Below are 19,707 nucleotides of genomic sequence, written 5' to 3'. Positions count from 1 at the left end.
CGTCCGATCCGGGGTAAAGTAGCGCCTGATTTCCACCCGCAAACTGGTGCCGACCATCAACTTCCAGCCCCTCTCCTGTCATGCCAGCAGCACGCCACCGTCCGGCCTGGCGATCGCCGTCGCGGCCCGGCGCGGAGCCGCTGGCGAGCTGCTGCTCGACTACCGGCTGCATGGCCTCGCTGCCCTCGCGCTGCCGCCGCCGGCCGTTCCCGGCCCGGCCGACGGACTATGGCAACAGACCTGCTGCGAAGCCTTCGTCGCCCCGGCCGCAGGCCCGGCCTACCGCGAATTCAACTTCGCGCCGTCCGGCCAGTGGGCGATCTACGACTTCGCCGGCTATCGCCTGCGCAACGAGCGCTGGCAGCCGCCGGGCGCGCCGCGCATCGCCTGCCGGATCGACAGCGACGCGCTGTTGCTCAGCGCTGAAATCCCCGCCACGCAGCTGCCGAACGGTGCCGCCCGCCTCGGCCTCAGCGTCGTCGCCGCCACGCCCGCTGGCGACAAGAGCTACTGGGCGCTGGCGCACGCCGCCGACCAGCCCGATTTCCATCTCGCCGCCAGCTTCATGCTGCCCCTGCCATGACGCAAAAACTCCTGTTCGGCATCGACCGCCTGCTTGCCGACCCCGAGCTGCGCCGCCCGCTCGCCGGCCGCCGCCTCGCCCTGCTCGCCCACCCGGCGTCGGTGACCGCCGACCTGACGCACAGCCTCGACGCCCTCGCCGCCCTGCCCGACCTCCAGCTCAGCGCCGCTTTCGGTCCGCAGCACGGGATCAAGGGCGACAAGCAGGACAACATGGTCGAATCGCCGGATTTCATCGATCCGCAGCACGGCATCCCGATCTTCAGCCTGTACGGCGAGGTGCGGCGACCGACGGCGGCGATGCTGAACACTTTCGACGTCCTGCTGGTCGACCTGCAGGACCTCGGCTGCCGCATCTACACCTTCATCACCACGCTGCGCTACGTGCTCGAAGCCGCCGCTGCGCACGGCAAGAGCGTCTGGGTGCTCGACCGCCCGAACCCGGCCGGCCGGCCGGTCGAAGGCTTCACCCTGCGCGCGGGTTGGGAGAGCTTCGTCGGCGCCGGCCCGATGCCGATGCGGCACGGCCTGACGATGGGCGAACTCGGCCACTGGTTCATCGCCCAACTGAAACTCGACGTCGATTACCAGGTCGTCACCATGCAAGGCTGGCAGCCCCACGCGGCGCCCGGTTACGGCTGGCCGCTGGGCGAGCGGACCTGGATCAATCCCAGCCCGAACGCGCCCAACCTGTCGATGGCGCGCGCCTACGCCGGCACCGTGCTGCTCGAAGGCACGACCCTGAGCGAAGGGCGCGGCACGACGCGGCCGCTGGAATTCCTGTTCGGCGCGCCGGACATCGACGCCGCCAAGGTACTCAAGGAAATGCAGGCGCTGGCGCCGCACTGGCTGGCCGGCTGCAAGCTGCGCGTCTGCTGGTTCGAGCCGACCTTCCACAAGTTCCAGGGGCAGCTCTGCCAGGCGCTGCAGATACACAGCGAAGGCCCCTACTACGATCATGCCGCGTTCACGCCCTGGCGCCTGCAGGCGCTGGCCTTCAAGGCGATCCGCCGCCTTTACCCGGATTACCCGATCTGGCGCGATTTCGGCTACGAGTACGAATTCGATCGCCTGGCGATCGACCTGATCAACGGTTCGCCGCTGCTGCGCCAATGGGTGGACGACCCGGCCGCCACCCCGGCCGACCTGGAGCGCGCCGTGCTCGCCGACGAAAGCCTGTGGGTTGCCAGACGCGAGGCATTCCTGCTCTATCGATGAGCCCGGAACTCGCTGCACCGCTCATCGCCATCGAGACGCACCCGCTGCAGACGGCCATCGTCGCCGTCTTCGCCGTCGTCTACCTTGGCATGTTCCTCGGCGGCCTGCCGAAGCTGAAACTCGACCGCAGCGGTGTCGCGCTGCTCGGCGGCATCGCCGTCGTCGGCATCGGCGCGATGACGACCGAAGAAGCGGCGCGCGCCGTGCATCTGCCGACGGTCCTGCTGCTCTTCGCCTTCATGGTGGTTTCGGCGCAGATGCGCCTGGGCGGCTTCTACACCGAAGTCACCCGCCGCGTCGCCGCGCTGCCGCTCGCCGAACCGTGGCTGCTCGGCGCCCTGATCTTCGTTGCCGGCGCGCTGTCGGCGGTGTTCTCCAACGACATCGTCTGCCTGGCGATGACGCCGGTGGTCGCCCGCCTGTGCATCGAGCGCCGGCTCGACCCGGTGCCCTTCCTGGTCGGCCTCGCCTGCGCCGCCAACATCGGCTCGGCGGCGACCTTGATCGGCAACCCGCAGAACATGCTGATCGGCTCGGTGCTGCAACTGCATTTCGCCGACTACCTGTGGCGAGCACTGCCGCCGGTCGTCCTCGGCCTGTTCGCCCTGTGGGCCTGGCTGGTCTTCGCGCCGCGCCGCGCCACCCTGCCGCCGGCCGCCGCCCCGGCCACCGAGGCGCTGCCCGAGTTCGACCGCTTGCAGACCGCCAAGGGTCTTGCCGTCGCCGCCGTGCTGCTGGTCGTCTTCCTGTTCACCGACTGGCCGCGCGAAGTCGCCGCCCTGGTCGGCGCCGGCGTGCTGCTGCTGTCGCGGCGCTTTCACTCATCGCACGTGATGGGCTTCGTCGATTGGGAACTGCTGGTGCTCTTCGTCGGCCTGTTCGTCGTCAATCAGGCTTTCGACAGCACCGGCCTGGCCGCCATCGCCGTCGTCTGGCTGGCCGGCCACGGCATCCACCTGGGCGACACCGGCCCGCTGTTCGCGGTCGGCGTCGGCCTCTCCAACCTGGTGTCGAACGTGCCGGCGGTGATGCTGCTGCTGCCGCACCTGAAAGGCCCGGACGCCGGACTCACCCTGGCGCTGGTCAGCACGCTGGCCGGCAACCTGCTGCTGGTCGGCTCGATCGCCAACCTGATCGTCGTCGACCTCGCCCGCAAGCAGGGGATCGCCATCGACTGGCGCCAGCACCTGCGCATCGGCCTGCCGGTGACGGCGCTGACGCTGGCGATCGCCTGGGGCTGGCTGAGTCTGTAAAAAACTCGGGAACCGAATGGCGATTCCGCACCCCAAGTCGTTTCCCGAACATCTCCAGAAACCCATGTCCAGTCCGCAACTCAAAGAATTCTTCACCTCGCTGCAGTCGAGCATCGTCGCCGAACTCGAAGCCTTCGACGGCAAACCCTTCCTGACCGATACCTGGCAGCGCCCCGAAGGCGGCGGCGGAATTTCCCGGCTGATCGAGGAGGGCGACTTCTTCGAGCGCGGCGGGGTCAATTTCTCGCACGTCACCGGCCACGCGCTGCCCGCTTCCGCCACCGCCGTCCGCCCGCAACTGGCCGGCCGCGCCTGGGAGGCGATGGGCGTCTCGCTGGTACTGCACCCGCGCAATCCCTACTGCCCGACGGCGCACATGAACGTGCGCTGCTTCGTCGCCAGCAAGGAAGGCGAGGACGATGTCTGGTGGTTCGGCGGCGGCATGGACATGACGCCCTATTACGGGCAGCGCGAGGACGTCGCGCATTTCCACCGTAGCTGCCGCGACGCGCTGGCGCCTTTCGGCGACGACGTCTATGCGAAGTACAAGCAGTGGTGCGACGAGTATTTCTTCCTCAAACACCGCAACGAACCGCGCGGCGTCGGCGGCGTCTTCTTCGACGACCTCAACGAGGGCGGTTTCGAGCGCTGCTTCGCGCTGACCCGGGCGGTCGGCCAGGCATTCACCCGCGCCTACCTGCCGGTGCTGGCAAAGCGCCGCGCCACGCCCTACGGCGAACGCGAACGCGATTTCCAGGCCTACCGGCGCGGCCGCTACGTCGAGTTCAATCTGGTCTGGGACCGCGGCACCTTGTTCGGCCTGCAGTCGGGCGGCCGTACCGAGGCGATCCTGATGTCGCTGCCGCCGGTCGTCAAATGGCGCTACGACTGGCAGCCAGCGCCGGGTACGCCGGAAGCGGAACTCTACGAGGTCTTCCTCAAGCCGCAGGACTGGGTCTGAGCTGGCCGGCTCACTTCAGCGTGTTCGGAGCGACCGCCGCGCGGTAGTGGCGGTTGGCGTCGTCGACGCGCTCGAGCTGGTCGTCGAGACGGGCCAGTTCGAGGTGGCCGGCTTGCGTCTCCTCGACCGCCAGCGACGCTTCCAGGAAGCTCTGCGCCTTGCCCCACAGCCGCTGGCGCGCGCACATCCGGCCCAGCGCCAGGAGCAGCGCGGCGTGCGCCGGCCGCTGCCGCAGCCAAGCTTCACCGCGGGCGATACGCGATAACTGGTCGGCGCCGGCGAGGCTGCCGTAGATCGCCGGCAGCTCGCTCTGCCAGGCCTCGTCGTCGTTGCCTTCCAGTTGTTCCTCGATCAGTTGCTGCGCGTCGCCGTCGGCCCCCGCCGCCGCCAGGCCGCGCACGGCGGCGAGGACGACCTTGAGGCTGCGTTCCGCCTCCGGCAGCTTGCGCAGGTAGGCGACCAGCGCCTCGCGGTCGGCGCCGCAACGGGCAAGATTGGCCAGATGCGCCTTGCTCGACAGCGCGCTGACCAGTTCCGGGGCCAACGCGTCGCGCTTGGCCAACTGGCGCAGCAGCTTGAGCACGCCATCCCAGTCGCCCAGCCCCTGGCGCGCCCGCAATTCCAGGCGCAGCGCGGCGATGTGCCGACCCTGCTTGCCCTGCAGACGCTGCAGCGCGGCCAGTGCTTCGTCGAAGCGGCGCTCCTCGTTGTACATCTCGGCTTCCAGCATCAGCGTCGCCGCTTCGTTGCGCGCGTCCTGCTGTTTGGCCTTTTCCAGCCATTCCTGCTGGCGCCCCGGCTCGCCCAGGCGCTGCGCCGCACGGGCGGCGATCAGCGCCGCCAGCGCCGGCGCCCGGCCGGCGTCGTAGGCTTCGCCGGCGCGCTTCAGGGCCTGGCCGAAACGGCCTTCGAAGAGATGACGCACGGCATCCTGGAACATCTGCCCGGATTTCTCGCGCAACTGGCGCCGGCGATAGGCGCCGACCTGCGCCGGCATGCCCAGGGTCAGCGAGACGGCGCGCAGGGCGGCGTAGGCGACGAAGAAGCCAATCAACAACGCCAGCACGAAGAAGTTGAGCGATACCTCGACCCGCCAGGGCGGCACGACGAGCAGCACGTAACCGGCGTTGAGGCTGGCGGCAAGCGCGACGACCACCGCCAGGGCGAACAGCAGGAGCAGCCAGAACAAGCCCTTCACTGTTTTTCCCCGGCTTCGCGCAAGGCCGCCAGCGCCTGCTGGCTGGCCCGCAGATCGGGCAGTTCGAGGACGATGTCGGCGGCGGCGAGTTCCTTCAACTGCGCCTGGGCCGCCGCCACCGCGCGGTCATCGCCGGCGAAGTAACGGCCCAGCCAGGCCTGCACTTCCTTCAGCTCGTTACGGAAACTCGCCTCGTCGCGGGCGAACAGCGCGAGACGGGCGCTGAGCAGGCGCAGCTTGAGGTTTTCGCGCAGGAAGAAACCCTGCTCAGGCGCCAGCAGCGGCGCTTCGTCGCGGTCGAAACGCTGGATGCGGATCAGGTTGCGCACTTCCTGCCAGGCATCGGCCAGCGCCAGGCGCCACCAGGGCAAGGCCGGCGGCGTTTCGTCCGCTGCCGCGACCGGCGCCTCCTCGTGCGGTCGCGCGTGTGCCGCGAAGGGGAACTTGTCGACGCCACGCAGGACTTCCTCGAGGCGCAGGCTGGTGCCGGCGAGATCGACGCGCGGCAGGCCGTCGAGACGGGCGATGTCGGCCGCCAGCGCCTTGCGCAGCGGCAGCAGGCTGGCCTTGTCGAGACGGGCGAGCTGGGCGTCGGCGGCGCGCAGGGCGAGCAGCGCGACCGGCACGTCGCCGGCCAGTTGCAGTTGCTGCGCGGCCAGCGTCACGTCGCGCTCGATTTCGAGCAGGTCAGCCGCCTCGCGGCCGCTGGCGACGTCCTGGAACAGCGCCTGCAGTGCCGCTTCCTGGTCGCGGCTGGCTTCCTGGCGCGCTTCGAGGGCGGCGATGCGCTCGCCCAGGCCGGCCAGCATTTCCTTGTGCGCCGGACTGTCGAGATCGGCGAAACGGCGATTGACGTCGGCGCGCAGGCTGTCGATGTCACGCCGGCTATCGACCACGTGCCAGGCCAGCACACCACCGAGCAGCAGCGCCGGAACCAGCCACAGCGCCCCCTGAGCGCCGCGGCGGCGGGGCGTCACGCGGGGCGCTTCCGGCTCGACGGCGGGAGTAGAAGATTGTTCTGCGTTCATGCGCACCAATTATAAGCAAGTAATCCGCGGATCAGACCGCTGTCGGCGCCTGCGGTCAGCACCACGCGCTCGAGACCGAGGGCGCGGGCGCTTTCGGCGATCCGGGCGTGCGGCACGAAGAGCGGAGTTTGCTGCAAATATGCCCGGCCCTCGGCCGGCAAGCCATCGACCAGATAGCGCAGGGCTTCGCTGCTGGAGACGACGATGGCGTCGAGGCGTGCCTCGCGCCAGGCGTCGACCAGGCTGGCGAAGCCGCCGGCTGGGCCGCTGCGTTGGTAGCAGGTGACGGCATCGACGCTCGCCCCGCGCTGGCGCAAGGTGTCGGCGAGCAGTTCGCGGCCGCCGTCACCACGCAGGATGGCGACGCGGCAACCGGCGACGGCGGCCGGCGCCAGCTCGGGCAAGGCGAGCAGGCCTTCCGAATCGAAGCGTTCGCGCGGCGCGATGCAGCCGGCGATGCCGGCTTCTTCGAGCGCCCGCACCGTGCCCGGGCCGACCGCGGCCGGGATCAGCGATGCCGGCCAGTCGCCGGCGGCGAGCAGGGTCGGCAGGGCATGGGCGACGGCGTTGGGGCTGACGAAGACGGCCAGCCGATAGTCGGCGAGTTGGCGGGCGAGCGCCTCAAGCGGCCGGCGGTCCTCGGCCGGGGCAATTTCCAGCAACGGAAAGAGAAGGGCATCGCCCCCGGCGGCGGCGATCAGCCGGGCCAACGGCGCCGCCTGGTCGCGCGGCCGGGTGACGACGATGCGGCGACCGGCCAGCGCGCCGGAATCCATCGTCTTCAGTGGCAGGCCAGCCCGGCGAGGATGGCGTCCGCCCCCTGCGCCCGCAGCATCTCGGCGAGCTGGCGGCCGAGCGCCTCGTCGGCGGCCGGCGCACCGCGCACTTCGCCGCTGACCATCTGCTGGCCGTCGACGCTGGCGACGAAACCGCGCAGCCAGAGTTCGCCGTTGTCGATGATCGCGTAGCCGCCCAGCGGCACCTGGCAGGAACCGCCGAGGGCCCGCGACAGCGCGCGTTCGGCCTTGACGCAGTGGGCGGTTTCCGGATCGTTCAGCGGGGCGACGACGGCGGCCATGGCGGCGTCGCCGTCCAGCAGTTCGATGCCGAGCGCGCCCTGACCGGGCGCCGGCAGCGACTGTTCGGCGCTGAGCACCGCCTTGACCCGGTCGGCCAGGCCGAGACGGATCAGGCCGGCGGCGGCCAGGATGATCGCGTCGTACTCGCCGGCGTCGAGCTTCTTCAGCCGGGTGTCGAGGTTGCCGCGCAGGCTCTTGATTGTCAGCTGCGGATAGCGGGCGCGCAGGGTCGCCTCGCGGCGCAGGCTGGAGGTGCCGACGACGGCACCGGCCGGCAGTTCGTCGAGGCCGGCGTACTTGTTCGAGACGAAGGCGTCGAGCGGATTCTCGCGCGCCGAGATGGCAGCCAGGACGAAGCCTTCCGGCATCGTCATCGGCACGTCCTTCATCGAATGCACGGCGAGATGCGCCTCGCCGGCCTGCATCGCCACTTCCAGTTCCTTGATGAAGAGGCCCTTGCCGCCGATTTCGGCGAGCGGGCGGTCGAGGATCTGGTCGCCGCGCGTGGTCATGCCGAGAATGACAACTTCCGAGGCCGGATTTAAACTCGCCAGACGCCCCTGGACATGGACGGCCTGCCACATGGCGAGACGGGATTCACGGGTGGCGATGACAATTTTCTGAGGAGCGGACATGAGGCAATCCTGGAATGACGGGGTCAGGCTGATCGGGGCCCTGATTCTAGCATGCCTCCCCCTGGCCTCCCCGGCCGCCGAAGCGCTGCCGGCGGCCGCTGCGCTGGATGCCGAAGCCGCTGCCGCGGCCCGCGCCGGTGGCCCGCTGATCGTCATTTTCAGCCGCGCCGACTGCAGCTTCTGCCAGGCGGTGAAGCGCGACTATCTGCAGCCGCTGGCCGCCGACCCGCGCTACGGCAAGCGGGTCGTCATCCGCGAAGTCCGCCAGGACAGCGACGCCGCGCTGCGCGATTTCGCCGGCCGCCCGACGACCCACGCGGCGTTCGCCGCCGCCGAAAAGGTCAAGCTGGTGCCGGTGGTCGCCTTTTACGGACCGGGCGGGCGTCGCCTGCACCCGCCGATCGTCGGCGCCCGGCTGCCGGATTTCTACCAGAGTTACCTCGAGGACGCCGTCGAACAGTCGGCGCTCGCCCTGAAGAAGCCATGAACGACATCGTCAAACCGACCACGCAACGTCCGGAACACCCGGATTTCTGGTGCAGCCGCTTCGGCGCCGGCGCCATCCCCTGGGACGCCGGCGGCGTTCCCGCCGACTTCGCCGCCTTTGTCGCCGCTCGGGCACCACTCGAGACCCTGGTTCCGGGTTGCGGCAGCGGCTGGGAAGCGGCCTTCCTGGCTGGCGCCGGCTGGCCGGTCACGGCGCTCGACTTCTCGCCGGTGGCAGTGGACAAGGCGCGTGCCGTGCTCGGCACGGCGGCGGTCGACCTGGTCTGCGGCGACTTCTTTGCCTACCAGCCGCCGCGGCCACTCGAACTGATCTACGAACGCGCCTTCCTCTGTGCCTTGCCGCGCAAGCTGTGGGACGACTGGGGCCGCCAGGTCGCCGCGCTGCTACCGACTGGCGCCCTGCTCGCCGGCTACTTCTTCGTCTGCGACCAGCTCAAGGGGCCGCCCTTCGGCATCCGCCGCGAACAGCTCGAAGCGCTGCTCGAACCGGCGTTCGAGTGCATCGAGGACAAGCCGGTCAGCGATTCGATCCCGGTCTTCGCCGGCCGCGAACGCTGGCAGGTCTGGCGCCGGCGTTAAGGCGCGCCACCGGTGAGGTGGCGCAGCAGCATTTCGGCCAGCCGTTCCGGCACCACTGGCTTGGCCAGGAAATCGTCCATGCCGGCGGCCAGACAGCGTACCCGGTCCTCGGCGAAGGCATTGGCGGTCATCGCGATGATCGGCGTGCGCGCGTGGCCAGGCAGGCGGCGGATCGCCTGCGTCGCCTGCAGGCCGTCCAGGCGCGGCATCTGCATGTCCATCAGGATCAGGTCGTAGCTTCCCGCTTCGGCCATCGCCACCGCCTGCTCGCCATCTTCGGCCGTATCGACGACGAGACCGAAGTCTTCGAGCTGGAAGACGGCAATCTCGCGGTTGATCGGTTCGTCCTCGGCCAGCAGCAGGCGGCGCCCGGCGTATTCGCTGCGCAAGCGGCTTTCCGCGTCGCCCATGGCTGGCGCCGGCAAGTGCGCGCTGACGTCGCGCGCCAGGCGCACCGTGAACCAGAAAGTGCTGCCCTGCCCCGACTCGCTGCTGACACCGGCGTCGCCACCCATCAGCCGGGCCAGGCGGCGGGTGATCGCCAACCCCAGCCCGGTACCGCCATAGTGCCGGGTGGTCGACGCGTCGGCCTGCTCGAAGGCGGAGAACAGGCGCGGCAACGCCGCTTCGGGGATGCCGATGCCGCTGTCCTCGACTTCGAAACGCAGCGTCAGCGCCGCTTCGTCCTCGCCTTCGACGACGACGCGGACGACGATGCCGCCGCGCTCGGTGAACTTGAGCGCATTGGTCACGTAGTTGAGCAAGGCCTGCTGCAAGCGGGTCGGATCGCCAAGCAACGGGGCCAAGATCGGCGCCACCTCGCTGCGCAGCGTCAGCCCCTTGGCCTGGGCGCGCTCGTGGATCATCGACAGGACATTGGCGACGATCGCCGCCGGCTGCACTGGCAGCGACTCGAGGACGAAATGGCCGGCCTCGATCTTCGACAGGTCGAGCACGGCGTTGATGATCTCGAGCAGGTGGCCGCTGGCGATCTCCAGCTTGTCCATCTGCGCCGCCTGCCCGTCGCTCAGCCCACCCCGGCGCACCAGGCGGGCCATGCCGAGGATGGCGTTCATCGGCGTGCGGATTTCGTGGCTCATGTTGGCCAGGAAGGCACTCTTGGCGATGCTGGCGCTCTCCGCCGCCTGCTTGGCCTGCGCCAGTTCGCCGGTGCGCAGTTCGACCAGTTCCTCAAGGTGTTCGCGGTAGGCCGCCAGTTCGGCCTCGATCCGCCGCCGTTCGGAAATGTCGCGCAGGCTGCACTGGATCAGCGTCCGCCCGCCGGAATGAATGCGGCCGAGCATGATTTCGGCGGCGAAGGGACGGCTGTTGTCGAGCCGGCGGTGGGTCCATTCGAAACGCGGGAAACTGCCCTGCAGCGCTGCCTCGATCAGCCGCCCGGCCAGTTCGCGGGACGGTTCGCCGCCCGGCTGCAGCGGCGGCGACAGATCGACCGGCGAACGGCCGAGCAGCGCCTCGCGGCTGGCGGCGCCAAACAGGGCGAGGGCGCCGGGATTGCAGTCGACGATGGCGTGACCGTCGAGGATCAGCACGCTTTCGGCGGTCGACTCGAAAAGGCTGCGGTAACGCTCCTCCGATACCTGCAGCGCCTCGGTGCGCTCGGCGACGCGCCGTTCGAGATCGGCGTTGGCTTCGTGCAGCGCATGGTCGGCGCGGCGCCAGCGGCGGCTGAAGCGGAACGCGAGGAGCATGCCGATCAGGCAAGGAACCAGGACCATCAACGCCACCGACTGGATGACGCGTTGCACCTGCGGCGCGATCGCCGCGCTCAGCGCCCTTTCGCTGCGCGCCAGACTGAGGTGCCAGCCGTGGGCGAGCGGCACGACGAAACGCAACCAGGGTTCGCCGCTGGCATCGCTGACGCGCTCGACCCCGTCCTTGCCCGCCAGCGAATGATCCGGCGCCTGGCCCGTGCTGGCGCCAACGCGCGAATCGGCGACCTTGCCGCCGGCGGCGTCGAACAGCGCGGCGTGCTCGAAGGGCGCGATGCGCTCGGCAACCAGCAGGTCGGCCAGGCGACTGAGGTGAATGACACCGCCCAGATGCAGCACGATGCGGCCCGAAGCATCGCGCACCGGCACGTCGATCGCCACCGCCGGCACCCCGTCGGCACCGAGGAAACCGCCCGACACGACGGCTTCGCCGCTATGCGCCGCGTCGCGGAAATAGCGCCGATCGGCCAGGTTGTACTTGCGCAGCGAGCGTTGCACGCTGAACGGATGCGAGATGTAGTGGTCGCCTTCCGGCGTCAGCACGAAGAGGACGGAGAAATTGCCCTGACGGCGCAGGCTTTCGAGAATTTCGCGTTTCTCGGGATCGGCGCTTTCGGGAATGCCGTTGATGCCGCGGTCGATCTGCGCCAGCGCCGGCAGGTCGCCGAAGGCGCGCGTCTGCGCGGCGAGGCGCAGCAGTTGCAGCGGCTGCTCAATCTCGGCATCGAGCCGCGCCGCCAGCGCGGCGACGAAGGCGCGGTTGTCCTCGGCCCAGCGCGCCACCGCCCAGTCGAGCAGCGAAGCGCGCAGGAAGAAGAGGAGCAGGACCAGCGACAGCAGCGTCGGCAGCAGCACCAGGGCAACGATGTGTCGCCGCTCTTCCTTCATCCCGGCCGCGCCTCCTGCCAATAATTGCAATTTTGGCAATTATGCGCGCAAACCCTGCCGAAGCAAGCCGGGAAATCCCGTCCCCGGTAGTTTGCCCCTACGGTCCCGCCGGGTCGCTGACGAAACCGATCCTGGCCAGGCCGTTGCGCGCCGCGACCGCCATCACCTGCGCCACCTTTTCGTAGGGCACCAGGCGGTCGGCGCGGATATGCAGTTCCGGCGGCGGCGCCTGGCGGGCGGCGGCGGCGCAGCGCACGGACAGTTCTTCGAGCGTCACCGGCTCGCCGTTCCAGAACATCTCGCCGCTCTCGCGCAGGCCGAACTCAATGTGCTCGGGCTTGGTCAGGTTCACCGCGCTCGACGCCTTCGGCAGGTCGATCTTGACCGCGTGCGTGAGCAGCGGCGCGGTGACGATGAAGATGACCAGCAGCACCAGCATCACGTCGACCAGCGGGACGACGTTCATCTCGGCCTTCGGACCGTCGGCCCGACCGCGGTAGCGGCGGAAGTCGCCGGCCGCCATCAGCCGCCCCGGGCGCCGCCGGCGGTTTCGTTCTTCACCGTCAGCAGCACGTAAAGGTCATGCGCAAACCCTTCCAGACGCGCCAGCCACAAGCGGTTGCGCCGACTGAAGGCGTTGTAGGCGAGCACCGCCGGAATCGCCACGGCGAGGCCGAGCGCGGTCATGATCAGCGCCTCGCCGACCGGCCCGGCGACCTTGTCGAGCGTCCCCTGGCCGGACAGGCCGATCTGCACCAGCGCGTGATAGATGCCCCAGACCGTGCCGAACAGGCCGATGTAGGGCGCCGCCGAGCCGGCCGAGGCGAGCACGGTGAGGCCGTGTTCGGCGGCGGCGGCTTCCTGGTCGATGGTGTTGTTCAGCGTCCGCGTCAGGTATTCGGCGAGGCCGCCGGCGGTCGCCAGCTTGTCGTCGCCGGCTGCCGCTTCCTCGGCCGCGTCGACCGCGTTCAGCGCCAGGCGGGCGAAGGCGTTGTCGACCTTCTCGCTGCGCAGGCGCTCGCCGAGGCCGCTGCGCGAGCCGCCCTGCCAGAAGCGGGCGAGGAAGGCGCTGGCCTGGCGCTGCGCCAGATAGTTGGCCAGCCACTTGGTGACGATCAGGTACCAGCTCGCCACCGACAGCAGCAGCAGCAGGCCGAGCACGATGCGCCCGACGCCATCCGCCTGGGCGAGAAAATGGGCAAAGCCCAGGCCTTCGACAACTGCGGGTTCCATCGATCAGTTTCCTTCCAGCACGAAATTAAAGGGTTGCAAGGCCGTCGCCTCGACCGGCTGGCCGTTGCGCCGGGCCGGCGTGCAGCGCCAGCCGCGCACGGCGCCGAGCGCCGCTTCGTCGAGCCGCGGATGGCCGCTGCTGCGTTCGACGTTCGCCCGGGCGACGCTGCCGCGCTCGTCGAGCGTCACCCGCAGCACCACCTTGCCGGTCTCGCCGAGCCGGCGCGACATCGGCGGGTAGGCCGGCGCCTGCCGCTCCGGGCAGACCACCGACAGCTCGCCGCCCAGCGCCACCGGGCCTTGCGGCAACGGCAGGGGCGGTGCCGGCGGCGCCACCTCGACCGGCGGCGCGGGCGGTGGCGGCGGGGCCACCGGCTCGGCCGGACTGAGCACCGGCGCTTCGGCGACCAGTTGACGCGGCGCCGGTTGCGGCAGCGGCCGTGGCTCGGGCGGTTTGGGCGCCGGTTTGGGCGCCGTCTGCTGCGGCGCCGGCGGGGCGATGAAATTGACCATCAGCGTCGTCGCCGCCTCCGGCAGCGGCAGCAGCCGCTGCGCCAGCAAGACCCACAGCGCCAGGCCGTGCACTGCCAGGACGAGGGCGATGCCCAGCCAACGGGCGGCCGCTGGCGAGGAGGGAGGAAGGGACGACGGGCGCAAGGTGGGCGGCGGACGGTGGCGAAGCTTCGGGATGATACGCAAGAAGTAGCGCGCTGGCATCCGCCCGCCGCTTGCCAGCGCCCTTTCAGAAGTTGGCGTAGAGGCCGGCGCTCACGGTACGACCTGGGGAAAGATAGCCGATGCCGTCGTAGACCTTGTCGCCGACATTGACGACGTTCAAGCGGGCGCTGAAGGTCTTGCCCAGCGGGTAGCTGGCGCTCAGGTCGAGCGTCGTGTAAGCCTTGTAGGACTTGCTGTTGATGTCGTCGGCGTAGCGCTTGCCGACCCGGTTGACGGCGGCGGACAGGGTGGCGCCGCCGGGCCAGCGGTAATCGGCGCGCACTTGCCCCTGGCGGCGCGGCACGCTGGTCAGCGACTTGCCTTCGAGCGCCGGGTTGCTGGCGTTCTCCTCGATCCGCGAGCGGTTGTAGGTGAAGCTGGCGCTCAGCGCCAGCGCCTCGCTCGGGCGGTAGGCGGCTTCCAGTTCCAGGCCGCGGGTGGTGACGGCGCCGACGTTGATCTTGTCGACATTGGTCGCGTCGCGGCGGACCGAATAGATGAAGTCCCTGGCGTCGTTGTAATAGAGCGTCGCCTTGACGTAGCCGCGCCGGCCGAAATAGTAGTCGGCGCCGAGGTCGTAGGCCTTGACGGTTTCCGGATCGAGATCTGGGTTCGCCCAGTAGGTCGTCGTGCCGCGCCGGGTGTTGGCGTAGAGGTTGAACATGTCCGGCAGGTTGAAGGCGCGGCCAGCGCTGGCGCGCAGGTTGAAGGCATCGTTGACCTTGAACAGGGTCGCCAGCTTGGGCGAGAAATCACCGGCGGAACGCTCGCGGTAGCTCGTGCTGGGCTGGCCGACGCCGCTATCGACCTGGTTGCCGCCGGTGGTCCAGTGGTCGTAGCGGCCGGCGAGGTTGAGTTTCCAGCGCGCCGTCAGTGCCATCTCGTCCTGGATGAAGACGCCGTAGCGGCGCAGGTCGCCGCGCGTGTCGCGCAGGCGGCTGCTGCCCGGATAGGAGAAATGGTTGTCGACGTCGCCATCGAGAAAATCGAGGCCCAGCGTAACCCGGTGGATGGAACCCAGGGCGTGCGAATGCTGGGCGTTGAAACCGACGCTGCGATCCTCGTACAAGCCCTTCTCGGAAATCGTCCGGTAGGTGACCGGATTGAGCGTGTCCGCCCACTGCTTGCCGAAACGCCCGTAAAGCGCGACCGAGGTATTCGAACTGTCGTCGTCACGGACATAGCGCACGGTCGGCACGTATTGCTCGCGTTTCGACGGCTGGTAACCCGGCGCCCCCGGGCGGTAGAAACCGGTGGCCTCGTCCTTGAGATAGCTGACGCCGGCCTCGATGAAGGAACGGGTATCGATCTCGTGCAGCAGCTTGATTGCGGCGTTGTCCTTGAGCGTACCGATCTTGTCGCGGTTGGCGGCCGGGATGGTGGTATCCGGGCGCCACATGTCGTAGCCGTCGCTGGTGAAGTGGCTGGCCGACACCCGTACCGATGTGGCACCGAAACGCTGCGAATGCGAGGCCAGCAGGCGCTTGCTGTTCAGGCTGCCGTATTCGGCGCCGAGCCGCGTCTTGGTGCCCGGTTCGGGCGCGCGCGACAGCACGTTGATGACGCCGCCCATCGCGTTGGCGCCGTAGAGCCCGGAACTGGCGCCGCGCACCACTTCGACGCGCTCGACGTCCTGGGTGCTCAGTTGCGACCAATCGACCTGGCCGTCGTAGAGCACGTTCATCGGAATGCCGTCGAGCAGCACCAGAGTCCGGCTGTTGCCAGGCAGGCCACGGGTATAGGTCTGGGCGATGCGGTTCGGCGACGAGGCGTCCATGCGCGCCGCGTAGACGCCCGGTACGCCCTGCAGCACCTGGTCGACGGTGGTCGCGCCGGAGGCCTCGATGCGCTCGCGGTCGATCACCGATACCGCCGCCGGCACCTCGCGGATCGACTGCTCGGTGCGGGTCGCAGTGACCACGACCTGGGCGAGGCCGCGTTCGTCTTCGGCAAAAACATTGGTCGCGGCAAGGCAGCCGCAGGCCAGCAGCAGGCGGCGGGCCGGCTCGGACATCTGGAACATGGTTTTCCCCCTGAGATTCTTCAGCGGCCGGCTCCCCTGCCGTCCGCCGTGCAGGGGCGGACTATACGGAGCCCCCCGGCACCCCGGAATGTGGCAAATTGCCGCATCCCGCCGGGCAAGCCGGCGACAGTGGGGCATCCACTTCACGTATCATTTCCGGCTTCTCTCCGGAACCCGCACACGATGAACCGCGAAACGCCCCCAACCATCTATCTCAAGGACTACACTCCGCCGGCCTGGTGGATCGACACCGTCGACCTCGATTTCGTCGTCGAAACCGGCGCCACCACGGTCACCGCCCGCCTCGCGCTGCGCCGCAACCCGGCCGTCGCCGCGCAACCGCTGGTGCTCGACGGCGAAGACCTGGAAACGCTCGGTGTCAGCGTGGACGGTCAGCCGGCCACCTTCGTCGCGACGCCGACCTCGCTGACGCTGACCGACCTGCCCGACGCCTGCACGCTGACCACCGTCGTGCGCATCGACCCCGACAAGAACACCCGCCTCTCCGGCCTCTACCGCTCCAAGGACGGCTACTTCACGCAATGCGAGGCGCAGGGTTTCCGCCGCATCACCTGGTTCCTCGACCGGCCGGACGTGATGTCGGTCTACACGGTGACCCTGCACGCCGACAAAGAGGCTTTCCCGGTGCTGCTCGCCAACGGCAACCCGGTCGCCGCCGGCGACGAGGCCGACGGCCGCCACTGGGCGAAATGGGCCGACCCGTTCAGGAAACCGGCCTATCTGTTCGCCGTCGTCGCCGGCAAGCTCGACGTGTTGCGCGACAGCTTCCGCACCGCCTCCGGGCGCGAGGTGCAGCTCGCCATCTACGTCGAACCGGGCAAGCTCGACCAGTGCCCGCACGCGATGGCGGCGCTGCAAAAATCCATGAAATGGGACGAGGAACGCTTCGGCCTCGAATGCGACCTCGACCACTACATGATCGTCGCCGTCGGCGACTTCAACATGGGCGCGATGGAGAACAAGGGCCTCAACATCTTCAACACGAAGTATGTGCTCGCTCGCCCGGATGTCGCCACCGACGTTGATTTCGAGAACATCGACCGGGTCGTCGCCCACGAGTATTTCCACAACTGGACCGGCAACCGCGTCACCTGCCGCGACTGGTTCCAGCTGTCGCTGAAGGAAGGCCTGACCGTGTTCCGCGACCAGGAATTCGGCGCCGACCTGCACAACCGGCAGACCGCCCGCATCCGCGAGGTGCGCGGCCTGCGCGCCGCCCAGTTCCCGGAAGACGCCGGGCCGATGGCGCACCCGATCCGCCCGGCCAGCTTCGTCGAGATCAACAATTTCTATACGTCGACCGTCTATGAAAAGGGCGCCGAAGTCATCCGCATGATCCAGACGCTGATCGGCCGCGACGCCTTCCGCGCCGGCATGGACGAGTACTTCCGCCGCCACGACGGGCAGGCGGTGACCTGCGAGGATTTCGTCGCCGCGATGGCCGCCGCCAGTGGTTTCGACTTCACCCAGTTCATGCGCTGGTACAACCAGCCGGGCACGCCGAAGGTTGTCGTCGACGGCCATTACGACCCGCTCGAACGCAGCTACACGCTGACCTGCACGCAGAGCAACCCGCGCGCCAGCGACGATGCGCCGGCGCTGATCCCGATCCGCGTCGCGCTGTTCACCGAAGCCGACGAACTGATCGCCGGCAGCGAACGCACCCTGCAACTGACCGCCAACAGCCAGTCCTTCGTCTTCAACGACATCGGCGACGAGCCGGTGCCCTCGCTGCTGCGCGACTTCTCGGCGCCGGTCAATCTCGAGTTCGACTACACGCCGGAACAGCTGACCCTGCTGCTGGCCTTCGAGACCGACCCGTTCAACGCCTGGGAAGCCGGCCAGCGCCTGGCATCGACGCTGATCCTCGGCGCCGCCGCCGAAATCGCCGCCGGCCGCACCCCGCAGTGGCCGGACAGCTTCACCGCCGCCTGCCGCCGCCTGCTGCAGACGCAGCGCGAGCGCGGCGCCGCCTTCGTCGCCGAAGCACTGACCCTGCCCGGCGAAACGACGCTCGCCGAACAGTTGGAGATCGTCGATCCCGACGCCTTGCACGCCGCCCGCAACGGCCTGCGCCGCCACCTCGCCGAACAGCTCGAAGGCGAGTTTTCCGGCCTTTACGCCGCGTTAACCGTCAAGGAAGCCTACGCGCCGGACAGCGAACAGGCCGGCCGCCGCGCGCTGCGCAACCTGTGCCTGTCCTATCTCCTCGAACTCGACAGCGACGCCTTGCGCCGGCTGGCCTACGCGCAGTTCCGCGAAGCCGACAACATGACCGACCAGTTCGCCGCACTGGCCGCGCTGGCCAACATCAACGCCGCCGTCTGCGTGCAGCGCGAGGAGGCGCTGGCCGAGTTCTACGACCGCTGGAAAGACGAAGCGCTGGTCGTCGACAAGTGGCTACAGGTGCAATCGACCAGCCGCCGGCCCGACACGCTGGCCACGGTGAAGGCGCTGACACAGCACCCGGCCTTCGACGCCGGCAACCCGAACAAGATCTACGCGCTGATCCGCGCCTTCGGCGCCAACCTGGTCCGCTTCCACGCCGCCGACGGCAGCGGCTACGCCTTCATGGCCGAACGCATCCTGCTGCTGCACGAGCGCAACCCGCAGGTGGCCTCGCGGCTGGCGCGCAGCTTCGACCGCTGGAAGAAGTTCGACGCCGACCGCCAGGCACATGCGCGCGCGGCGCTGGAAAAAATCCGCGCCCACCCCGGCCTGGTCCGCGACGTGCTGGAAGTGGTCGAAAGAGCGCTGGGCTGACGGCAGGCTACCGCCGGATGCACCGATCCGGCGGTCAGGCCAGCCGATGGAAATCGCTGAACCAGCGCGCGAAGTTGGCGACCCCTTGTTCGACCGGGGTCGCGGGCTGGTAGTCGAACTGCTCGACCAGGTCGTCCACGTTCGCCCAGGTATCCGGCACGTCGCCCGGCTGAAGCGGCAGGAAGGCTTTCTCCGCGGTCCGGCCCAGGGCTTTTTCCAGCGCGCCGACATAGGCCATCAGGTCGACCGGGCGATTGTTGCCGATGTTGTAGACCCGCCACGGCGCCCGGCTCGTCCCCGCATCGGGCTGCTCGCCCGACCAGTCGGGGTTGGGTGGCGCCGGGCGATCGAGGACGCGGATCACGCCTTCGACGATGTCGTCGATGTAGGTGAAATCCCGGCGGTGCTTGCCGTGATTGAAGAGTTTGACGACCTCGCCCTTGACGATTGCCCAGGCAAACTTCTGCAAGGCCATGTCCGGCCGATCCCACGGACCATAGACGGTGAAAAAGCGCAGCCCGGTCGTCGGCAGCCCGTAGAGGTGGCTATAGGAATGGGCCATCAACTCGTTGGCCTTCTTGGTCGCGGCGTACAGGCTGAGCGGATGGTCGACGTTGTCGTGCACCGAAAACGGCAGCGCGGTATTTGCCCCGTACACGCTGGAACTGCTGGCATAGACCAGGTGTTCGACGCCGTTGTGGCGGCAGCCTTCGAGGATATGGGCAAAACCGACGAGGTTGCTGTCGATGTAGGCCAGCGGGTTCTCCATCGCGTAGCGCACCCCGGCCTGCGCGGCCAGGTTGACCACGCGCCGGGGCTGGTGGGTCCTGAACAGTTCCGCCATGCCGGAACGGTCGGCCAGGTCGATGCGCAGGTGGGTGTAGTTGGGATGCCCGAGCTGACGGGCCAGACGCGCTTCCTTCAGCGCCGGATCGTAGTAGTCGTTGTGATTGTCGATCCCGATGACGGTGTCACCACGCGCCAGCAGGCGCAGCGAGACGGCCGAACCAATGAAACCGGCGGCGCCGGTGACGAGTACTGTCAATTGATCGCTCCCAAACGAGTCACGGAAAAACCTGTCCGCCGCGCCAGGACGCGGCCAGGTGCACGATAGGCGCGCTATTTTTCAGTTTGATGAGCCTCGCCCGGCGGCGTCACAAAGCCTTAAGGAGACGCTGATTTATTCCGATTTTCGGAACGACGATAGCGTTGGGATGAGAAAATGCTGAAAGCGTGACAGCGGGTAGGCGAGATGACAAAGCAAGCGAGCTTTTCTGAACTGGAATATG

The 19,707-nt window shown here is 68.7% G+C and carries 17 protein-coding genes; 7 read left to right on the top strand and 10 right to left on the bottom strand.

The window, feature by feature from the left end; all coding sequences use genetic code 11:
- The first annotated feature begins 46 nt into the window (after positions 1–46).
- The 4 genes from ACLIIZ_RS20020 (at position 47) to hemF (ending at position 4,014) form a co-directional block, all read left to right on the top strand.
- Positions 47–583, top strand: coding sequence for a DOMON-like domain-containing protein (locus tag ACLIIZ_RS20020; RefSeq protein ID WP_416695269.1), 537 nt, complete (start codon positions 47–49; stop codon positions 581–583).
- Positions 580–1,800 (top strand): exo-beta-N-acetylmuramidase NamZ family protein, encoded by a 1,221-nt coding sequence (locus ACLIIZ_RS20015; RefSeq protein WP_416695267.1) that lies wholly within the window; start codon positions 580–582, stop codon positions 1,798–1,800. The genes ACLIIZ_RS20020 and ACLIIZ_RS20015 overlap by 4 nt, the downstream gene beginning before the upstream one ends.
- A complete protein-coding gene (locus ACLIIZ_RS20010; RefSeq protein ID WP_416695263.1) occupies positions 1,797–3,053 on the top strand; it encodes an anion transporter in 1,257 nt (418 codons plus the stop codon). The genes ACLIIZ_RS20015 and ACLIIZ_RS20010 overlap by 4 nt, the downstream gene beginning before the upstream one ends.
- Before the next feature lie 64 nt (positions 3,054–3,117).
- Positions 3,118–4,014, top strand: coding sequence for an oxygen-dependent coproporphyrinogen oxidase (gene hemF, locus ACLIIZ_RS20005; protein ID WP_416695261.1), 897 nt, complete (start codon positions 3,118–3,120; stop codon positions 4,012–4,014).
- Positions 4,015–4,024: 10 nt separating this feature from the next.
- Here hemF and ACLIIZ_RS20000 read toward each other — a convergent pair whose 3' ends face one another.
- Genes ACLIIZ_RS20000 through hemC form a run of 4 tightly spaced genes read right to left on the bottom strand, consistent with a single transcriptional unit; the run spans position 4,025 to position 7,954 of the window.
- A complete protein-coding gene (locus tag ACLIIZ_RS20000; protein ID WP_416695259.1) occupies positions 4,025–5,212 on the bottom strand; it encodes a heme biosynthesis HemY N-terminal domain-containing protein in 1,188 nt (395 codons plus the stop codon).
- Positions 5,209–6,240 (bottom strand): uroporphyrinogen-III C-methyltransferase, encoded by a 1,032-nt coding sequence (locus ACLIIZ_RS19995; RefSeq protein WP_416695255.1) that lies wholly within the window; start codon positions 6,238–6,240, stop codon positions 5,209–5,211. The genes ACLIIZ_RS20000 and ACLIIZ_RS19995 overlap by 4 nt, the downstream gene beginning before the upstream one ends.
- Positions 6,237–7,016: a uroporphyrinogen-III synthase gene (locus ACLIIZ_RS19990; RefSeq protein WP_416695252.1), complete on the bottom strand. Its 780-nt coding sequence runs from the start codon at positions 7,014–7,016 to the stop codon at positions 6,237–6,239. Before ACLIIZ_RS19990 ends, ACLIIZ_RS19995 begins: the two co-directional genes overlap by 4 nt.
- A 5-nt stretch (positions 7,017–7,021) precedes the next feature.
- Positions 7,022–7,954, bottom strand: coding sequence for a hydroxymethylbilane synthase (gene hemC / locus ACLIIZ_RS19985; protein WP_416695250.1), 933 nt, complete (start codon positions 7,952–7,954; stop codon positions 7,022–7,024).
- Here hemC and ACLIIZ_RS19980 point away from each other — a divergent pair.
- Together ACLIIZ_RS19980 and ACLIIZ_RS19975 are read left to right on the top strand one after the other, a co-directional pair.
- Positions 7,953–8,441 (top strand): thioredoxin family protein, encoded by a 489-nt coding sequence (locus ACLIIZ_RS19980; RefSeq protein WP_416695248.1) that lies wholly within the window; start codon positions 7,953–7,955, stop codon positions 8,439–8,441. The two genes, hemC and ACLIIZ_RS19980, sit on opposite strands and share 2 nt — an antisense overlap.
- Complete coding sequence (locus tag ACLIIZ_RS19975; protein ID WP_416695246.1) at positions 8,438–9,040, top strand: methyltransferase domain-containing protein; 603 nt, start codon at positions 8,438–8,440, stop codon at positions 9,038–9,040. Before ACLIIZ_RS19980 ends, ACLIIZ_RS19975 begins: the two co-directional genes overlap by 4 nt.
- Here the strand turns inward: ACLIIZ_RS19975 and ACLIIZ_RS19970 are convergent.
- The 5 genes from ACLIIZ_RS19970 to ACLIIZ_RS19950 form a co-directional block, all read right to left on the bottom strand.
- A complete protein-coding gene (locus tag ACLIIZ_RS19970; RefSeq protein ID WP_416695243.1) occupies positions 9,037–11,661 on the bottom strand; it encodes an ATP-binding protein in 2,625 nt (874 codons plus the stop codon). The genes ACLIIZ_RS19975 and ACLIIZ_RS19970 overlap by 4 nt on opposite strands.
- Before the next feature lie 97 nt (positions 11,662–11,758).
- Complete coding sequence (locus ACLIIZ_RS19965) at positions 11,759–12,184, bottom strand: biopolymer transporter ExbD (RefSeq protein ID WP_416695240.1); 426 nt, start codon at positions 12,182–12,184, stop codon at positions 11,759–11,761.
- A complete protein-coding gene (locus tag ACLIIZ_RS19960; RefSeq protein WP_416695238.1) occupies positions 12,184–12,894 on the bottom strand; it encodes a MotA/TolQ/ExbB proton channel family protein in 711 nt (236 codons plus the stop codon). Before ACLIIZ_RS19960 ends, ACLIIZ_RS19965 begins: the two co-directional genes overlap by 1 nt.
- 3 nt (positions 12,895–12,897) lie before the next feature.
- Complete coding sequence (locus tag ACLIIZ_RS19955; protein WP_416695236.1) at positions 12,898–13,551, bottom strand: energy transducer TonB; 654 nt, start codon at positions 13,549–13,551, stop codon at positions 12,898–12,900.
- 85 nt (positions 13,552–13,636) lie between these two features.
- Positions 13,637–15,634 (bottom strand): TonB-dependent receptor, encoded by a 1,998-nt coding sequence (locus ACLIIZ_RS19950; RefSeq protein ID WP_416695234.1) that lies wholly within the window; start codon positions 15,632–15,634, stop codon positions 13,637–13,639.
- A gap of 183 nt (positions 15,635–15,817) precedes the next feature.
- Between ACLIIZ_RS19950 and pepN the strand changes: the two genes are divergently transcribed.
- Entirely contained in the window at positions 15,818–18,418 is a 2,601-nt protein-coding gene (pepN, locus tag ACLIIZ_RS19945) for an aminopeptidase N (RefSeq protein WP_416695232.1), read from the top strand.
- A 34-nt stretch (positions 18,419–18,452) separates the two neighbouring features.
- Here the strand turns inward: pepN and ACLIIZ_RS19940 are convergent, their stop codons facing one another.
- Positions 18,453–19,463 carry an NAD-dependent epimerase gene (locus tag ACLIIZ_RS19940; RefSeq protein WP_416695229.1) on the bottom strand — a complete coding sequence of 337 codons (1,011 nt, stop codon included), beginning with the start codon at positions 19,461–19,463 and terminating at the stop codon, positions 18,453–18,455.
- Between the last annotated feature and the right edge of the window lie 244 nt (positions 19,464–19,707).

The organism is Azonexus caeni (assembly GCF_048146105.1).
Classification (GTDB): domain Bacteria; phylum Pseudomonadota; class Gammaproteobacteria; order Burkholderiales; family Rhodocyclaceae; genus Azonexus; species Azonexus aromaticus_B.
The sequence above is the reverse complement of the archived record's forward strand: the minus strand, read 5'-3'. Positions and strand labels throughout refer to the sequence as shown.